The sequence below is a fragment of the Streptomyces tritici genome (assembly GCF_048500665.1).
Lineage (GTDB): Bacteria > Actinomycetota > Actinomycetes > Streptomycetales > Streptomycetaceae > Streptomyces > Streptomyces tritici.
Genome location: NZ_CP183183.1, coordinates 1,259,915 through 1,275,225 on the forward strand (window position 1 = coordinate 1,259,915; position 15,311 = coordinate 1,275,225).

The 15,311-nt window shown below is 73.6% G+C and carries 10 protein-coding genes; 3 read left to right on the forward strand and 7 right to left on the reverse strand.

The genetic code is table 11. From position 1 onward, the window contains the following. Positions 1 to 4: 4 nt before the first annotated feature. The 3 genes from ACNJ93_RS05865 to ACNJ93_RS05875 all read right to left on the reverse strand — a co-directional run bounded on the left by ACNJ93_RS05865 (position 5) and on the right by ACNJ93_RS05875 (position 4,532). Complete coding sequence (locus tag ACNJ93_RS05865; RefSeq protein WP_418956260.1) at positions 5 to 1,990, reverse strand: tetratricopeptide repeat protein; 1,986 nt, start codon at positions 1,988 to 1,990, stop codon at positions 5 to 7. A gap of 185 nt (positions 1,991 to 2,175) precedes the next feature. Then, on the reverse strand, positions 2,176 to 2,802 hold the full coding sequence (locus tag ACNJ93_RS05870; protein ID WP_418956261.1) for an NUDIX domain-containing protein: 627 nt from the start codon (positions 2,800 to 2,802) through the stop codon (positions 2,176 to 2,178). Between the two features lie 80 nt (positions 2,803 to 2,882). Then, positions 2,883 to 4,532: a CTP synthase gene (locus ACNJ93_RS05875; protein ID WP_418956262.1), complete on the reverse strand. Its 1,650-nt coding sequence runs from the start codon at positions 4,530 to 4,532 to the stop codon at positions 2,883 to 2,885. Positions 4,533 to 5,034: 502 nt separating this feature from the next. On the opposite strand from ACNJ93_RS05875, the gene ACNJ93_RS05880 reads away from it, so the two are divergent. Together ACNJ93_RS05880 and ACNJ93_RS05885 are read left to right on the forward strand one after the other, a co-directional pair. Further along, positions 5,035 to 6,837 carry a glycoside hydrolase family 15 protein gene (locus ACNJ93_RS05880; RefSeq protein WP_418961322.1) on the forward strand — a complete coding sequence of 601 codons (1,803 nt, stop codon included), beginning with the start codon at positions 5,035 to 5,037 and terminating at the stop codon, positions 6,835 to 6,837. A gap of 105 nt (positions 6,838 to 6,942) precedes the next feature. Then, positions 6,943 to 8,328, forward strand: coding sequence for an FAD-binding oxidoreductase (locus ACNJ93_RS05885; RefSeq protein ID WP_418956263.1), 1,386 nt, complete (start codon positions 6,943 to 6,945; stop codon positions 8,326 to 8,328). Between the two features lie 6 nt (positions 8,329 to 8,334). Here ACNJ93_RS05885 and ACNJ93_RS05890 read toward each other — a convergent pair whose 3' ends face one another. Together ACNJ93_RS05890 and ACNJ93_RS05895 are read right to left on the reverse strand one after the other, a co-directional pair. Then, positions 8,335 to 9,960 carry a flavin monoamine oxidase family protein gene (locus ACNJ93_RS05890; protein ID WP_418956264.1) on the reverse strand — a complete coding sequence of 542 codons (1,626 nt, stop codon included), beginning with the start codon at positions 9,958 to 9,960 and terminating at the stop codon, positions 8,335 to 8,337. A gap of 52 nt (positions 9,961 to 10,012) precedes the next feature. Then, positions 10,013 to 11,548, reverse strand: a complete 1,536-nt coding sequence (locus ACNJ93_RS05895; protein ID WP_418956265.1) for an APC family permease — start codon at positions 11,546 to 11,548, stop codon at positions 10,013 to 10,015. Between the two features lie 161 nt (positions 11,549 to 11,709). On the opposite strand from ACNJ93_RS05895, the gene ACNJ93_RS05900 reads away from it, so the two are divergent. Then, a complete protein-coding gene (locus tag ACNJ93_RS05900; RefSeq protein ID WP_418956266.1) occupies positions 11,710 to 13,332 on the forward strand; it encodes a PucR family transcriptional regulator in 1,623 nt (540 codons plus the stop codon). Between the two features lie 36 nt (positions 13,333 to 13,368). On the opposite strand, the gene ACNJ93_RS05905 is transcribed toward ACNJ93_RS05900, so the two are convergent. Next, positions 13,369 to 14,469, reverse strand: a complete 1,101-nt coding sequence (locus tag ACNJ93_RS05905; protein WP_418956267.1) for a glycosyltransferase family 4 protein — start codon at positions 14,467 to 14,469, stop codon at positions 13,369 to 13,371. Positions 14,470 to 14,559: 90 nt separating this feature from the next. Continuing rightward, on the reverse strand, positions 14,560 to 15,300 hold the full coding sequence (locus ACNJ93_RS05910; RefSeq protein ID WP_418956268.1) for a hypothetical protein: 741 nt from the start codon (positions 15,298 to 15,300) through the stop codon (positions 14,560 to 14,562). Positions 15,301 to 15,311: the final 11 nt, after the last annotated feature.

The window sequence follows — 15,311 nt, forward strand, 5'->3', positions numbered from 1 at the left end:
ACAACTAATCCTCACGAGAAGCACTACGGATTTCGTAGGCGGAAGAGTCAGTTCCAAGGAACCTCTCGGCTGCCGCCCGGTGCAGCCGGGCCGCCGCGGGATCGCCGAGCCGGTCGAGGGTGTCGGCCAGCCTCAGCTGCAGGGCGGCCTGCAGCCGCTCGTCGCGGGCGCGCCGGGCCCACTCCACCGCCTCCTCGCAGGTCCGCAGCGATTCCTCGGGCCGGCCGGCGTACTCCTGGACCCGCGCGGCCTCGCTCAACGCCCGTGCGTAGCCGGGCAGATCGTCGAGCCGGCGGTGGCCGGCGGCGGCCGCGCGCCAGTTCCGCAGCGCCTCGCCGTAGCGGCCGGAGTAGGTGAGCACCGCGCCGAGCCGGCCGTACAGCCGGGCCTGGTCGGCGCGCTCGTCGCGGGCGAGCCGGTGCGCCAGCGCCCGGGAGTACCAGTCGCCGGCCCGCTGCCAGTCCCCCAGCTCCTGGTAGGAACCTCCTACGGATTCCATCGCGCGGCCGATCGCGTACGGGTCGTTCGCGGCCCGTCCGGCGTCGAGCGCGGTCCGGTAGCGCACCAGGGCGGCCTCGGTGCGGCCGGTCGCGGCGTCCAGGTCGCCGAGGTTCAGCAGGGCGGCGGCGCGTTCCCGGTGCAGTCCGCGGCGCTCGGCGACGTCCAGGACCAGCCCGTGCAGCCCGTACAGGTCGGGGGCGGCGGCCTCCGCGCCGCGGTGCGCGGCCAGGGCCCGGACCAGGGCGGACACCAGCCGGCGCGCGAGGGTGTCGAGCTCCCCGTCGGCGACGGCGAGGCGGGCGGAGGCGAGCAGCACCGGGCGGCGCGAGGTCAGCCACCGGGCGGCGGCGGGCGCGCCGGGGAACCTGAGGGCGCGCGGCTGCCCGGCGAGCCGGCGGCGGGCGGGCGAGCCCTCGGGCTCGGTCACGGCGCGGCAGGACTGCAGCAGCCGTACGGTCCGCTCCAGCATCCGGGCCCGGGCGAGCTGCACCTCGGCGGGCCGGTCCTTCTCCTCCAGGAGGGCGTGCAGCGGCGCCGCCAGGTGTCCGGGCACCTGGTACTGCTCGTCGTCGGCCCGGCGGACGAGCCCCAGCCGGGCGAAGTCGGCCAGGGTGGTCGCGGCGGCGGAGACGGAGCAGCCGGCCAGCGCGGAGGCGGTGTGGGCGTCGGCGAGGCCCAGCGGGGCGAGGGCGAGCAGACGCAGTATCCGGGCGGCGGGCTGCGGCAGGGACTCGTGGAGCAGCCGGAACGCGCGGTCCTGCGGTTCGCCGGTCAGCGCGCGCAGCCGCTTGGCGAGGTCGGCGACGGAGGACTTGGGGTGGGCGGCCAGCCAGGAGCCGGCCAGGACCAGCGCGGCGGGCTTGCCGCCGCAGACCTCGGTGAGCGTCTCGGCGGCCTGCGGGTCCACGGTGATCCGTACCGAGCCGGTGTAGCTCTCCAGCAGTTCGATCGCGGACTTGGGGTCGAGCCCGCCGAGGGTGCAGGGCCGTACGTCGGGGATACCGGTGAGCGGGCCCTGCGCGACGGCGACGACCAGGCATTCCGGGTTGTCGGGGAGCAGCGGGTCGACCTGTTCGGCGTCCACGCAGTCGTCGAGCAGCAGGACGGTGCGGCGGACGGCGAGGGCCTCGCGCAGGATCTCGGTCAGTTCGTCGCCGTCGGCCCCGGCGGGTCCGGCGATGCCGAGGGCGTCGAGCAGGTCGCGGGCGGTGCGCTCGGTGGGCACGGGGGCGCCGCCGAACTCGGTGAGCCGGGCGCGCAACACCCCGTCGGGGTAGGCGCCCGCCAGTCCGGCGACGAGTTCCTCGGCCAGCGCGGTACGGCCGGAGCCGGGGCGTCCGGCGACCAGCAGGACCCGGGCGCGGGGGGCCTTGCGGCCGGCCAGGGTGTCCAGTCCCGCCCGTTCGATGTCGGCGCGCAGCGCCTTCAACTCCCGCTGCCTGCCGAAGAATCGACGCACGTCACCGGTCGCCACCGCCTGATCCGACACGGGCCACGCTCCCGTCTGTCCGCGCACACGATCCGATCCCGCGGGGGCTCCGCACGGGCGATCACGAGCGTAGTTCAGCCACGGGTGCCGCCCCGGCGGAGCGCGGCGGACAGATCGCCCGATCGGATCAGCAGATCGTCACACCGGTACGGCGGGGCGGGTGTCCCCCGCCCCGCCGTCGGACCTCACGCCTCGAACGGGCGCGCCGGCCAGGGCGCCTCGGCCGGACGCAGCGCCTCCAGGCCCTCGCCGGCGCGGGCCGCCGTCAGCGACAGCACGCCCACCACCAGGCAGTTGTTGTGGAGTTCGCCGGCGAGCACCCCGCGCACCAGCTCCGGCAGCGGCACCCGGGCGAGCTCCATGTCGGACTCCTCCTCGGCGACCTCGAACCGGTCCCCCTCCGCCTCGGACAGACCGCGCGCCAGGAAGATCCGCACCGCCTCGTCGCAGCCGCCCGGCGTGGTGTACACGTCGGTCAGCACCCGCCAGTCCTCCGCCTTGACGTGCGCCTCCTCGTACAGCTCGCGCTGCGCCGCGTGCAGCGGGTTCTCGCCGGGCACGTCGAGCAGGCCCGCCGGGATCTCCCACAGCTTGTGCCGCACGGGGTGCCGGTACTGACGCAGCACCAGGACGCGGTCCTCGTCGTCCACCGCGAGCACCGCGACCGAACCGGGGTGGACCTGGTAGTCGCGGCGCGCGACCGTCCCCCCGGGCATCACCACGTCGTCCGTGCGGACGCTGGTCTTGTTCCCCTGGAAGGGCGTCGCCGTCGCGACGACCTGCCACTCCTCGGGGGTGTCCTGCAACTTCATCAGCGTCCGTCCTCCCACACACGAAACCGGGGTACGCGTCCCGAAAGGGACCCGTACCCCGGCAACGGTAACAAGTGCCGTTACTGCGCGGTCTTGCGCTCCACAGCGGCCTTCACCAGGCCCGCGAACAGCGGGTGCGGGCGGGTCGGGCGGGACTTCAGCTCCGGGTGCGCCTGGGTCGCGACCAGGTACGGGTGGATCTCCTTCGGGTACTCGACGTACTCGACGAGCTTGTTGTCCGGGGAGGTTCCGGAGAACACCAGACCGGCCTTCTTCTCCAGCTCGGCGCGGTAGGCGTTGTTCACCTCGTAGCGGTGACGGTGGCGCTCCTCCACGTACGGCTGGTCGCCGTAGACCTCGCGGACGACCGAGCCCTCGGCGAGCTTCGCCGGGTACAGGCCCAGGCGCATCGTTCCGCCGAGGTCGCCGGCGCCCTCCACGTACGCGAGCTGCTCCTCCATCGTGGAGACGACCGGGTGCGCGGTGGCCGGGTCGAACTCGGTGGAGTTCGCCTCGGGGATGTCCGCCAGGTTCCGGGCCGCCTCGATGACGATGCACTGCAGGCCCAGGCAGATGCCGAGCAGCGGCACCTTGTTCTCGCGGGCGTACTGGATCGCGCCGACCTTGCCGCTCACACCGCGGTCGCCGAAGCCGCCCGGGATGAGGATGCCGTCGACGTCGCCGAGCTGCTTGGCCGCGCCGGCCGGGGTCTTGCAGTCGTCCGAGGTGACCCACTTGACCTTGACCCGCGCCTTGTTCGCGAAGCCGCCGGCCCGCATGGCCTCGGTGACCGAGAGGTAGGCGTCGGGCAGGTCGATGTACTTGCCGACCAGCGCGACGGTGACCTCGTGCTCCGGGTTGTGGACGCGGTCGAGCAGGTCGTCCCAGGTGGACCAGTCCACGTCGCGGAACGGCAGGTCGAGCTTGCGCACGACGTACGCGTCCAGGCCCTCGGTGTGCAGCACCTTCGGGATGTCGTAGATCGACTTGGCGTCGATGGCGGCGACCACGGCGGCCTCGTCCACGTCGCACATCAGCGAGATCTTGCGCTTGATGGCGGTGGGCACGTCCCGGTCGGCGCGCAGCACGATCGCGTCGGGCTGGATGCCGATGTTGCGCAGCGCGGCGACGGAGTGCTGGGTCGGCTTGGTCTTCAGCTCGCCGGAGGGGCCGATGTACGGCAGCAGCGAGATGTGCACCACGAAGACGTTGTCCCGGCCGACCTCGTGGCGGACCTGGCGGACGGTCTCCAGGAACGGCAGCGACTCGATGTCGCCGACGGTGCCGCCGACCTCGGTGATCACCACGTCGACGTCGTCGGTCGCCATGCGGCGGATCCGGGACTTGATCTCGTTGGTGATGTGCGGGATGACCTGGACGGTGTCGCCGAGGTACTCGCCGCGCCGCTCCTTGGCGATGACCTGGGAGTAGACCTGGCCGGTGGTGACGTTGGCCGAGCCGTCGAGGTCGACGTCGAGGAAGCGCTCGTAGTGGCCGATGTCCAGGTCGGTCTCGGCGCCGTCGTTGGTGACGAACACCTCGCCGTGCTGGAACGGGTTCATCGTGCCGGGGTCGACGTTCAGGTACGGGTCGAGCTTCTGCATGGTGACCCGCAGGCCCCGCGCCTTCAGGAGCGCACCCAGGCTGGAGGCGGTCAGGCCCTTGCCGAGGGAGGAGGCGACACCCCCGGTGACGAAGATGTGCTTGGTCGTCGTGGTGTTGGGCGGCATCGCCAAGAGGGGGCTCCCGTGGTCGCGTTCTGAAGGTGCGTACCGGCGGCCGCTCCGGAGACTTCCGGGGGCGCCGTCGCTGCGGTTTCGGGGTCCTCGGCTGATGCCGTTTCCCACCGGTCCACGGGGTACCAGGGTATCAGCGACGAAGAGAGACCGCTTCCGGCCACACGGGGCACATGGGTGCACACGCACGGCGACGGACGGCGGCGCGCCGGGAGGTGAATTCACCATCAGGTCACCCGACAATCCGTTCCTCCCACCCGAACGGCCACTTTTCGCTCCCTCGGACGGAGCAGCGGCGTTGTCGGGACGACCGCGCGCATCACTAGGGTGCGACGTATTCTGCTCGGACACGTTGCCGAGCCGGGCCGGCCAACGGCACACCCCCGCTGTCAACCGGTCGAACAGGTCTCGTCAACGACCCTTGACCCGCTGACCATCGCTTACCTTGCAAGCAGCGCCCCGCGGGGCGGACGTGGCCGTTCGACTGGAGATGCACGTGGCCGGGCGCATCGAGGATTACGCACTCATCGGAGACATGCAGACCGCAGCCCTGGTCTGCCGGGACGGGTCGGTCGACTGGCTGTGCCTGCCCCGCTTCGACTCGCACGCCGTCTACGCCGGGCTCCTCGGCACCGAGGAGCACGGCTTCTGGCGGATCGGGCCGGCGGTCCCCGACGGCAGCGCGCCGCCGCCCGCCGACCGGCGGCGCTACCGGGGCGACTCACTGGTCCTGGAGTCCGAGTGGGACACCGGACAGGGCACGGTCCGGGTGACCGACTTCATGCCCCCGCGCGACGGCGCGCCGCAGCTGATCCGGATCGTGGAAGGCGTCAGCGGCCGGGTCCGGATGCGCTCCGCGCTGCGGATGCGGTTCAGCTACGGCCGGATCGTGCCCTGGGTCCACAAGATCGGCGAACGCACGGTCGCGGTGGCCGGCCCGGACTCCGTCTGGCTGGACATGGACGCCGAGACCCACGGCCGGGACCTGACCACGTACTCGGACTTCACCGTGGAGCCCGGCGAGCGGGTCACCCTCACCATGACCTGGCAGCCCTCGCACAAGGAGGAGCCGGCGCTGCCGGACCCCGAGGGCTCCCTGGACGCCACCCTGGACTTCTGGCGCGAGTGGGTGGAGCACTGCACGTACCACGGCCCGTACCGGGAGGCCGTGGTCCGCTCCCTGATCACCCTGAAGGCCCTGACGTACGCCCCGACCGGCGGCATCGTCGCCGCGCCCACCACCTCCCTGCCGGAGGAGATCGGCGGCGTCCGGAACTGGGACTACCGGTACACCTGGCTGCGCGACGCGGCGATCACCCTGTCCTCGCTGCTGCGCACCGGCTACCGCGAGGAGGCCCGCGCCTGGCGGGAGTGGCTGCTGCGCGCGGTGGCCGGCGACCCGGAGAACCTGCAGATCATGTACGGCATCGCCGGCGAGCGGGAGCTCGGCGAGGCGGAGCTGGACTGGCTGCCGGGGTACGAGAACTCCGCCCCGGTCCGGGTCGGCAACGGCGCGGCCAGCCAGCTCCAGCTGGACGTGTACGGCGAGGTCACCGAGGCGCTGCACCTGGCGCACATGACGGGCCTGTCCCGCAACGACTACGCCTCGCTGCTCCAGGTGCGGCTGATCCAGTACCTGGAGGACCACTGGAACCAGCCCGACGAGGGCATCTGGGAGGTCCGCGGCCCGCGCCGGCACTTCGTGCACTCCAAGGTGATGGCCTGGGTGGCGGTCGACCGGACGATCAAGCTGATCGAGTCCGGGGACGCGGAGGGGCCGCTGGAGCGCTGGGCGGAGCTGCGCGACGAGATCCACCGGGACGTCTGCGAGAAGGGCTACGACCCGGAGCGGAACACCTTCACGCAGTCGTACGGCTCGAAGGAGCTGGACGCCTCGCTGCTGCTGATCCCGCAGGTGGGCTTCCTGCCGCCGGACGACAAGCGGGTGATCGGCACCATCGAGGCGATCCAGCGGGAGCTGTCCACGGAGGACGGGTTCATCCTGCGCTACCCGACGGAGGGCGCGGAGGAGGGCGTGGACGGGCTGCCCGGCGACGAGGGCGCGTTCCTGGCGTGCTCGTTCTGGATGGCGGACGACCTGGCGATGATCGGCCGGGTGGACGAGGCCCGCAGGCTCTTCGAACGGCTGCTGGCGCTCCGCAACGACCTGGGGCTGCTCGCGGAGGAGTGGGACCCGCGGCTGCAGCGGCAGGTGGGCAACTTCCCGCAGGCGTTCAGCCACGTGCCGCTGATCGACACCGCCCTGCGGCTGACGGCCAGCGGGGCGTACGGGGGCTGAGCGGGGGTACGCGGCCGGGCGGGCGTACGCGGCCGGGGCGCGGGCCGGGGGCGGCCGACCTACGATGGGAAGGTCCTGTCGCCCCTCGCGGAAAGGGGGGCTCCCATGGGTCCCCACGTCTCCGAAAGCGCCCTGGCCGGCCTCGTCGAGGATCTGGCCGGCGAGGTGTATGTGCCCGGCGATCCGGGCTACGACGAGGCCCGCGTCATCCACAACGGCATGATCGACCGCAGGCCCGCGGTGATCGCCCAGTGCGCGAGCCAGGCGGACGTGTCGAACGCGATCCTCTTCGGCCGGGAGGCGGAGCTGCCGATCGCGGTGCGCGGCGGCGGCCACAGCGTCGCCGGGACCTGCGTGGTCGACGGTGCGCTGGTGGTCGACCTGCGCCGGATGCACACGGTGGTGGTGGACCCGGAGGACCTCACCGTCCGGGTCGAGGGCGGCACCATGATGGGGCAGATGGACCATGCGTGCGCGCCGTTCCGGCTCGCGACCACCGGCGGGCGGGTGTCGACCACCGGCGTCGGCGGCTTCACGCTCGGCGGCGGTTCGGGCTGGCTGGAGCGCAAGTTCGGGCTGGCCAGCGACAACCTGCTGGCGGCGGACCTGATCACGGCCGAGGGCAAGCACGTCCACACGGACGCGGAGGAGAACCCCGAGCTGTTCTGGGCGCTGCACGGCGGCGGCGGCAACTTCGGGGTGGCGACCTCGCTGACGCTGCGGCTGCACGAGCTGCCACGGATGAGCATGGCGATGCTGTTCTTCCTGCCGGACGACGCGCCGGAGATCGTGCGCACCTTCCGGGACCTCGCCGAGGGCGCCCCGGACGGGTACGGCGGCGGGGTGATCTACATGCCCGCGCCGGCGGAGCCGTTCGTGCCCGAGGAGCTGGTGGGCCGGCTGGTGTGCGGGACGCTGTTCACGTACGCCGGGCCGGTCGGGGAGCTGCGCGAGTTCGCCGAGCCGCTGTTCGCGCTGCGGCCGGTGGTGGAGATCGTGCAGGACGTGCCGTACGCGGAGCTGCAGTCCATGCTCGACGACCCGCCGGGCCTGCGGAACTACTGGTCGGCCGAGTACCTGACGGGGTTCCCCGACGAGGCCGTCGACCAGTACTGCGCACGCGGGGCGGCGATCCCCGCCGGCACGGCCACCCAGCACGTGCTGTTCATGCTGGGCGGCGCGGTGGCCGGGGGCGCGGCGCGGTGGCCGCAGCCCTGGCGCACCGCGCCCTGGGCGGTGCACCCGTTCGCCACCTGGGAGGACCCGGCCCTGGACGAGCCGGCGGTCCAGTGGGTGCGCGACGTGCGGGCGGACGCCCGGCCGTGGGCGGTCGACTCGGTGTACCTGAACTTCGTCGGGGTCGAGGGCGAGCAGCGGGTGGTGAACTCCTTCGGCGAGGAGAACTACCGGCGGCTCGCCGCCGTGAAGGCGCAGTACGACCCCGACAACGTGTTCCGCCACAACCACAACATCGTGCCGACCACCTCCTGAAGCGGCTCAGGACAGCGCGGCGATCACCTCCCGCGCGGCCCGCTCGCCCTCGGTGGCGCCGCCCTCCATGAAGCCCTGGAAGTCGTAGCTGCAGTGCTCGCCGCCGATGTGGATCCGGCCCTGGGCGGTGCCCTCGTAGCCGGCGTACCGGTGCAGATAGCCGACCGGCCAGCAGGAGTACGCCCCCAGGGTGTACGGGTTGCGGTGCCAGGCGGAGAGCTGGGCGCGCCCGGTGTACGCCTTCGACGTCCCTGGGAAGAACGCGTCGATGCCCCTGAGGTGACGGGCGACCAGGTCCCGTACGTACGGGTCGGACTCGGTGGAGAACGGCGCGGCGGGGGTCAGCGCCCTGGCGAGGCTGCCGCCGCCGTACTGGATGAGGATGCCGCCGGTGCCGCCCTGGATCTTGGTGGTGTCCCAGGTCTGCTGCACCTCGGAGTCGGTGAAGCAGTCGCCGGCCGAGACCCCGGGCCAGGGGCCGGTGCCGCGCCAGGGGCGGCTGCCGAACTGCATGTTCAGCTTGGTGCAGTAGCCCATGCGGGCGTCCCGCAGCAGGTTCGTCATCAGCGGGTCGAAGCCGGCCCGGCTGAGGTCGAGGCGCTGGAGGATCGGCAGCGGGACGCACAGGACGGTGTGGTCCGCGGTGACGGTGCGGACGGCGCCGGCCTCCTCGAAGGTCAGCGTCTGGGTGCCGTCGGCGTTGGCGCGCACGGCGGTCAGGGACCAGCCCATGCGCAGGGTTCCGGGGGCGAGCGCGCCGGCGATGGCGTTCGGGAGCCGGTCGTTGCCGCCGGTGATGTGGTACCGCTCGTTGGACAGGCCCCAGATGTTGAAGTGGCCCGGATTGGTCTGATAGCCCATCAGCAGGACGAGGGCGAGTGAGGACTGCTCGGTGGTGTCGGCGCCGTACTCCACGTTGTAGGCGACGTCGATGAAGCGGCCGAGCGGCGAGGCGTGGCCGCCGGGGACGCGTGACTCGATCCATTCGTATATCGACATGTCGTCCAGCGCGGTGCCCGTGGGGGTGGTCTGGTTCCACTTCACCTCCCCCGCCTCGATCAGGTCGCGGTGGAGCGCCTGGTAGACCGCCTTGAAGTCCTCGTCGGCCTGGTGGCGCGGGTAGTACGCGCCGTCGAACCACAGGACTTCCTCGGCGCCGGTGGGCCCGCCGCCGAGGAAGTCCTCGACGGGCAGGCCGAAGCGGCGGCAGAGTTCGAGCATCTTCTTGTGGCTGGTGTCGATGAGCTCCCCGCCGATCTCGGAGGTCTGCCCGTACGCCCAGTGGCCGCGCTGGGTCCACATCCGGCCGCCGACGCGGGACGGGTTGGCCTCGTACAGCGTGGGCGCGAGCCCGGCGTCCTGGAGGGTGAGGGCGGCGGTCAGGCCGGAGATCCCGGCGCCGACGACGGCGACGCGGGCGGGGGTGACGGCGCGGGCGGCGGCGGGGCGCGAGACGGCCGCGGCGGCGGAGGCGGCGAGTCCGGCGGCGGCCGCGTACTTGAGGAGGGACCGCCGGCCGACGGCGTCGGCCCTCATGCCGCGCAGTTCGTCGACGGGGACGTTCAGCCGCCGGGCGTCGGCGTGCTCGGCGGCCAGTCGCTTCAGGAGGTGCATCGGGTTGGTGCGTGCCATGGGGCGCTCCTGGAGTGGGAGGGGGCCGGCCCCCGGGATCGGGGGCCGGGGTTCAGCTCTGCGGTACGGCGGCGGGCGCGGGCGCCGGGTCCTCGTCCGCGCGCTCGGCGGCGTCCTCCAGGACGATCCGGCCGATGATCTCGTAGCGCTCGGGCCGGCGGGCCTTGAGGTAGAGGCCGAGGCCGAGACCGCCGAGGAAGACCAACCCGACGATCCACGGGATGGCCGCGTAGAAGAGCGAGTCCGCGGCGAGCCCGGCCGCGGTCTCCATGTTGGCGATCAGCAGCACGACCACGGCGGTCATGCCGATGCCGCCGAGCAGCGGGGCGGTGAGGGTCCGGAACCAGTGCCGGTCCTCGGGGTGGTTCTTGCGGAAGTAGCCGATGACGGCGAAGGAGCACAGGGTCTGCACGATGAGGATCGCCATCGTGCCGAGGATCGCGAGCAGCGTGTACAGGTGGATGTACGGGTCCTGGCCGGTCAGCCAGAAGGCGCCGACGAGGACGACGGCGATGGCGCTCTGCACGTACGAGGCGAGGTACGGCGAGCCGTGCTTCGGGTGGGTCCGCCCGAGGGCCGGGTGGAGGAAGCCCTCGCGGCCGATGGCGTACAGGTAGCGGGCGGCGCACTGGTGGAAGGCCATGCCGCAGGCGAAGGAGCCGGTGAGCAGCAGCCACTGGAAGGCGTCGACGGCCCAGCCGCCGATGAAGGACTCGGTGGGCGCGAAGAACAGGTCGAGCGGGTTCGCGGAGGAGGACAGCTTCACCGAGCCGGTGAGCCCGTTCCCGGCGATCGTCATCCACGAGACGTAGATGTAGAACAGGCCGACGCCGATCACGGAGATCAGCGTGGCGCGCGGGATGACGCGCTTGGGCTCCCGGGACTCCTCCCCGTACATGGCGGTCGACTCGAAGCCCACCCAGGACCAGAAAGCGAAGAACAGGCCGAGTCCGGCGGAGGTCCCGGTGAAGGCGTTCGCCGGGTTGACCGGCTCCACCGGGATCCCGTCGGGGCCGCCGCCGGAGAGCAGCACGGCGGTGGCGACCGCGAAGAGGACGGCGATCTCCGCGACCAGCATGACGCCGAGCGCCTTGGCGGTGAGGTTGATGTCGAAGTACGCGAGGACGGCGGTGACGGCGAGCATGGCCGCCGCGTAGACGATCCACGGCAGGTCGACGCCGAGCTGGTCGGCGACGGTGGTCTTCGCGAAGTAGGAGAAGACGCCGACGATCGACGCCTCGAAGACGATGTACGCGAGCACGGCGAGCATGCCGGAGGCCATGCCGGCGATCCGGCCGAGGCCGTGCGAGATGTAGCCGTAGAACGCGCCGGCGGCGGTGATCCGCTTCGCCATGGCGACGTAGCCGACGGAGAAGACGGTCAGGACGAGGGTGGCGAAGAGATAGCCGGCGGGTGCGCCGGTGCCGTTGCCGAAACCGACGGCGATGGGGAGGTTTCCGGTCATCGCGGTGATCGGCGCGGCGGTGGCGACGGCCATGAAAACGACGCCGACGACGCCGACCGAGTTCGCCTTCAGCCTGTGGACCTCGGGGGCGGCGGCGGCCGCCGGGGTGGGGTTGTCTGCCATGGCGCGAGAGCATCCTCGTGCGTGACGCAGGCCACAATCGACATGCGGTCGCACAATTCCCGCCACGGGGCGACGAGTTGTCGCCCCCGAGGGCGAACTGTCGGGTGCCGTGACCGTGGGGTGATGTCCCGGAAACGCGGACGCGGGTAGCGTCCGGCTCCATGGACAACCAGGGCGGGATCACCGTACAGCGGGCCCTCGAACTTCCCGGGCTGCGCGGCGGGCTGCCCGAGGTCGTCGCGGGCGCGGACCGGCTGCAGCGCACCGTGCGCTGGGTGCACGCGGGCGAGGTGCCCAACATCGCCTCGCTGCTCAAGGGCGGCGAGCTGCTGCTGACCACGGGGCTGGGCCTCGGGACCCGGCCGGCTGAGCAGCGGGCGTTCGTGCGGCGGCTCGCGGAGCGGGGGATCGCGGCGCTGGTGGTGGAGCTGGGGCCGCGGTTCGCGCGGCTGCCGGCGACGATCGTGGAGACGGCCCGGGCGGCGGGCCTGCCGCTGGTGCAGCTGCACCGCGAGGTGCCGTTCGTGGCGGTCACGGAGGAGATCCACACCGAGATCGTCAACGGCCACTACGCGCTGCTGCGGCAGGCGGAGGAGGTCCACCGGCAGTGCACGGAGGCACTGCTCGGCGGGGGCGGGGTGCCGCAGGTGCTGCGGATCCTCGCGGACTTCGCGGCGAACCCGGTGTTCCTGGAGACCGCGGACGGGCGGCTGCTGTACGCGGCGGGCACCGAGTCCGGGCCTGCGGACCCGCTGCAGGTGTGGGAGGGCCTGCGCGGCCAGCGGGCGGCCCGCGAGTCCGGCCCGCCGGTCGGTTCGGTGCTCGTGGACGTCCCCGGCGGCGGGCCGGGGTCGGGCAGTGTACGGGCGCGGCTGGTCCTGCTGTCGGTGTCGGGGCCGCTGGCCCCGGTGCACCGCATGGCGGCGGAGCGGGCCGCGGGCATCCTGGCGGTCGTCCTCATGCAGGCGCGGCAGGAGGAGGAGCTCGCCGCGCGCGGCCGGGGCGACTTCCTGACGGACCTGGCCGAGGGGCGGATCACGGCGGAGGACGCGCCGGCGCAGGCACGGGTCCTCGGCTTCAAGCCGGGCGAGGGCCCGCTGCTGCCGGTGGTGATGCGGCTGGCCGCGGAGCTGGGTCCGGCCGGGAACTGGGCGCTGCTGGCCCGCGCGGTCCTGGAGGAGCTGTCGTCGGTGGGCGTCCCGGTGCTGCTGGGCGTCCGCCCGGTGGAGGGCCGGGTGCCGCTGCTGCTGGGCCTGCGCTCGGAGTCGGAGCGCACGGCGGTCGCGGACCGGGTCGCGGCGGCGCTGCGGGCGGGCGTGGAGCGGGCCGGCCTGGAGAGGGCGGGCGCGCATCCGCCGGTCGTGGTCGTGGGCGTGCCCGGCGGCTGGGCGGCGGCCTCGGCGGGCCTGCGGCACGCGGCGGAGACGGCGACGGCGGCGCAGGGCCTGTCGGACCGCCCCTGGTACGACGCGCGCCGCCTCGACATCGACCTGCTGCTGTGGCGGCTGCGGGACCACGAGGACCTGGCGGCCTTCGTGGAGCGGGCGATCGGCCCGCTGCGCGACCACGACGCCACGTCCCGTCCCCCGCTGCTGCCCACCCTGGAGACGTACCTGGCGCACGCGGGCCGCAAGGCGGAGACGGCGCGCGAACTGCACCTCAACCGCCAGACCCTCTACAACCGCCTGGCCCGCATCGCCGAACTCCTCGGCACGGACCTGGACGACCCCCAGGTCGTCCTGGCCCTGTCCCTGGCCCTGAGGGCGCGGCGGCACGTGGGGTAGCCGGCGGGGACGCGGGGCGCGGCCGGCGCCGAGCGCTCAGCGGGCGGTCAGTTCGTCGTAGACGCTCAGGACGTGGGCGATGGTCTCGTCCTCCGTGGGCCAGGTCGCCGCCTGCACCCGCCCCGCCGCGGCCAGGTGCGAGCGGCGGTCGGGGTCGGCCAGCAGGCCCGAGACCGCCGCGGCGAGCGCCGCCGGGTCCCCGTACGGCACCAACTCCGCCGCGTCGCCCACGAGTTCCGGCACCCCGCCGACCGCCGTGGCCACCAGCGGCACCCCCAGCCGCAGCGCCTCCTGCGCGAGCAGCGACCGCGCCTCCCAGCGCGAGGGCAGCACCGCGACGTCCGCCGCCGCAAGCAGCTCCGCCACGTCGTCCCGCCGCCCCAGGAGCCGTACCGGCAGCGCCTCCTCGTCGATCCGGCGCTGCAGCGCCGCCCGTTCGCGCCCCTCCCCCGCGATCACCAGCAGCGGCTGCGGATCGGCCGCGCGCCACACCCGGGCCGCGTCCAGCAGCAGCCGGTACCCGCGCCCCGGCTCCAGCGCGCCCACGGCCATCAGCAACGGCCGGTCCACCGCGCCGAGTTCGGCCCGTGCCTTCCCGTCGTGCAGGCACACCGGGCCGTGCGACACCGGCATGCTCACCGGAGCCAGCCGCGCGTCCCTGGCCCCGCGGCGGCGCGCCCGGTCGACCAGCTCCGACGAGGTGCCCAGCACGACCGCCGCCGCCCGCACCGCCCTGCGCTCCATCAGCCGCAGCAGCCCGCCCCGCGCCCCGTCCGCGTGGCTGCGCACGTGCCAGGTCATCACGACCGGCGTGTACGACGGCGTCCGCGTCCCGCCGCTCAGTCCCGCGAGGGCCAGCGCCGTCCGCAGGCCCGCGTGCAGCCCGTGGGCGTGCACCACGTCCGCCCCGATGCACGCGTTGCGCAGCTGCGCCACCGTCGCCGGGTCGCTGCGGCGCGGCACCGGCACGAAGTGGGCGCCGGCGCCCAGGAAGTCGTAGTCACGGTCGAGGTGGGCCGGGGCGCACACGGTCACCCGCACGCCCCTCGCCACGAGCCCCGCGGCGAGTGACCTGACGTGAGCGCTGCTGCCCGCGCTGCCGCCGCCCAGCACTTGGACCGTACGCAGCTGAGTCACGCGCCCAAGGATGCCAGCCCGTACGCACGTTCCGGCACCGAAGGGGCCACGTTCCCGTGTCCGCCGCCCGAACTCGCCGGACGGGATCACTCACATGGGTGAGCGAGCCAGCTCAGAGACTTCGTCTCCGCACACCGCCGCCGCCACCAACGCCGCCGCGTGGGCGGCCAGCCCGAGCCGGCCGTTGCCGGCGACGACGGCCGCGCCGACGGCGGCGCCCAGCGCGTGCGCCCCGGCGTCGCCGAGCATCGTCCGCTCCCCCAGGTCGTCGGCCAGGACCGCCGCGGCCGCGCCCATCGGGGCCGCGGCCTCCGGCCCGCGCAGCAGACCGGGCGCGCCGAGCGCCAGGACGCCGAGCAGGGCACGGCCGGGCCGTACGTCCACCAGGTTGACGAGGTGCGCCGTGCCGGCGACGACGACGCCGGCGAGGACCTTGTCGACGGGACGTTCCTTCATCAGCGCGCCCGCGACGAGCCCGGCGGCGCCGATGCCGAAGAGCTTCACGGCCCCGCTGGTGACCTCCCCGCGCCGCAGCGCGCCCAGATGCGCCCGGAAGCCGCGCCGGTGGTCGCCCCTGGCGTCGTCGTACGCCCCGCAGGCCCCGGCGGCGAGCACCGCGAACGCGGCCGGCGGGCTCCCCGCGGCGGCGGCCGCGACGGCCGCGCCGAGCGCGGTCGCCGGCCCGGCGTACAACTCGACGTCACGGCCCGCGTGATTGAGCCGCCGCAGCCGCGCCCCGCCCGGCCCGCCGCGCCTGAGCGCCTCGTAGACCCCCCGGGTCACCCCCGCGGCCAGCACGAACGCCCCCGCCCCGCCCTGTTTGCCGATCATGTGATCAGCCT

What these genes read in the sequence shown, in the direction of transcription:
- ACNJ93_RS05870 (WP_418956261.1), bottom strand. Translation starts at nt 2,802, where the DNA reads ATGAAGTTGCAGGACACCCCCGAGGAGTGGCAGGTCGTCGCGACGGCG.
- ACNJ93_RS05875 (WP_418956262.1), bottom strand. Translation starts at nt 4,532, where the DNA reads ATGCCGCCCAACACCACGACGACCAAGCACATCTTCGTCACCGGGGGT.
- ACNJ93_RS05885 (WP_418956263.1), top strand. Translation starts at nt 6,943, where the DNA reads ATGGGTCCCCACGTCTCCGAAAGCGCCCTGGCCGGCCTCGTCGAGGAT.
- ACNJ93_RS05890 (WP_418956264.1), bottom strand. Translation starts at nt 9,960, where the DNA reads ATGGCACGCACCAACCCGATGCACCTCCTGAAGCGACTGGCCGCCGAG.
- ACNJ93_RS05895 (WP_418956265.1), bottom strand. Translation starts at nt 11,548, where the DNA reads ATGGCAGACAACCCCACCCCGGCGGCCGCCGCCGCCCCCGAGGTCCAC.
- ACNJ93_RS05900 (WP_418956266.1), top strand. Translation starts at nt 11,710, where the DNA reads ATGGACAACCAGGGCGGGATCACCGTACAGCGGGCCCTCGAACTTCCC.
- ACNJ93_RS05910 (WP_418956268.1), bottom strand. Translation starts at nt 15,300, where the DNA reads ATGATCGGCAAACAGGGCGGGGCGGGGGCGTTCGTGCTGGCCGCGGGG.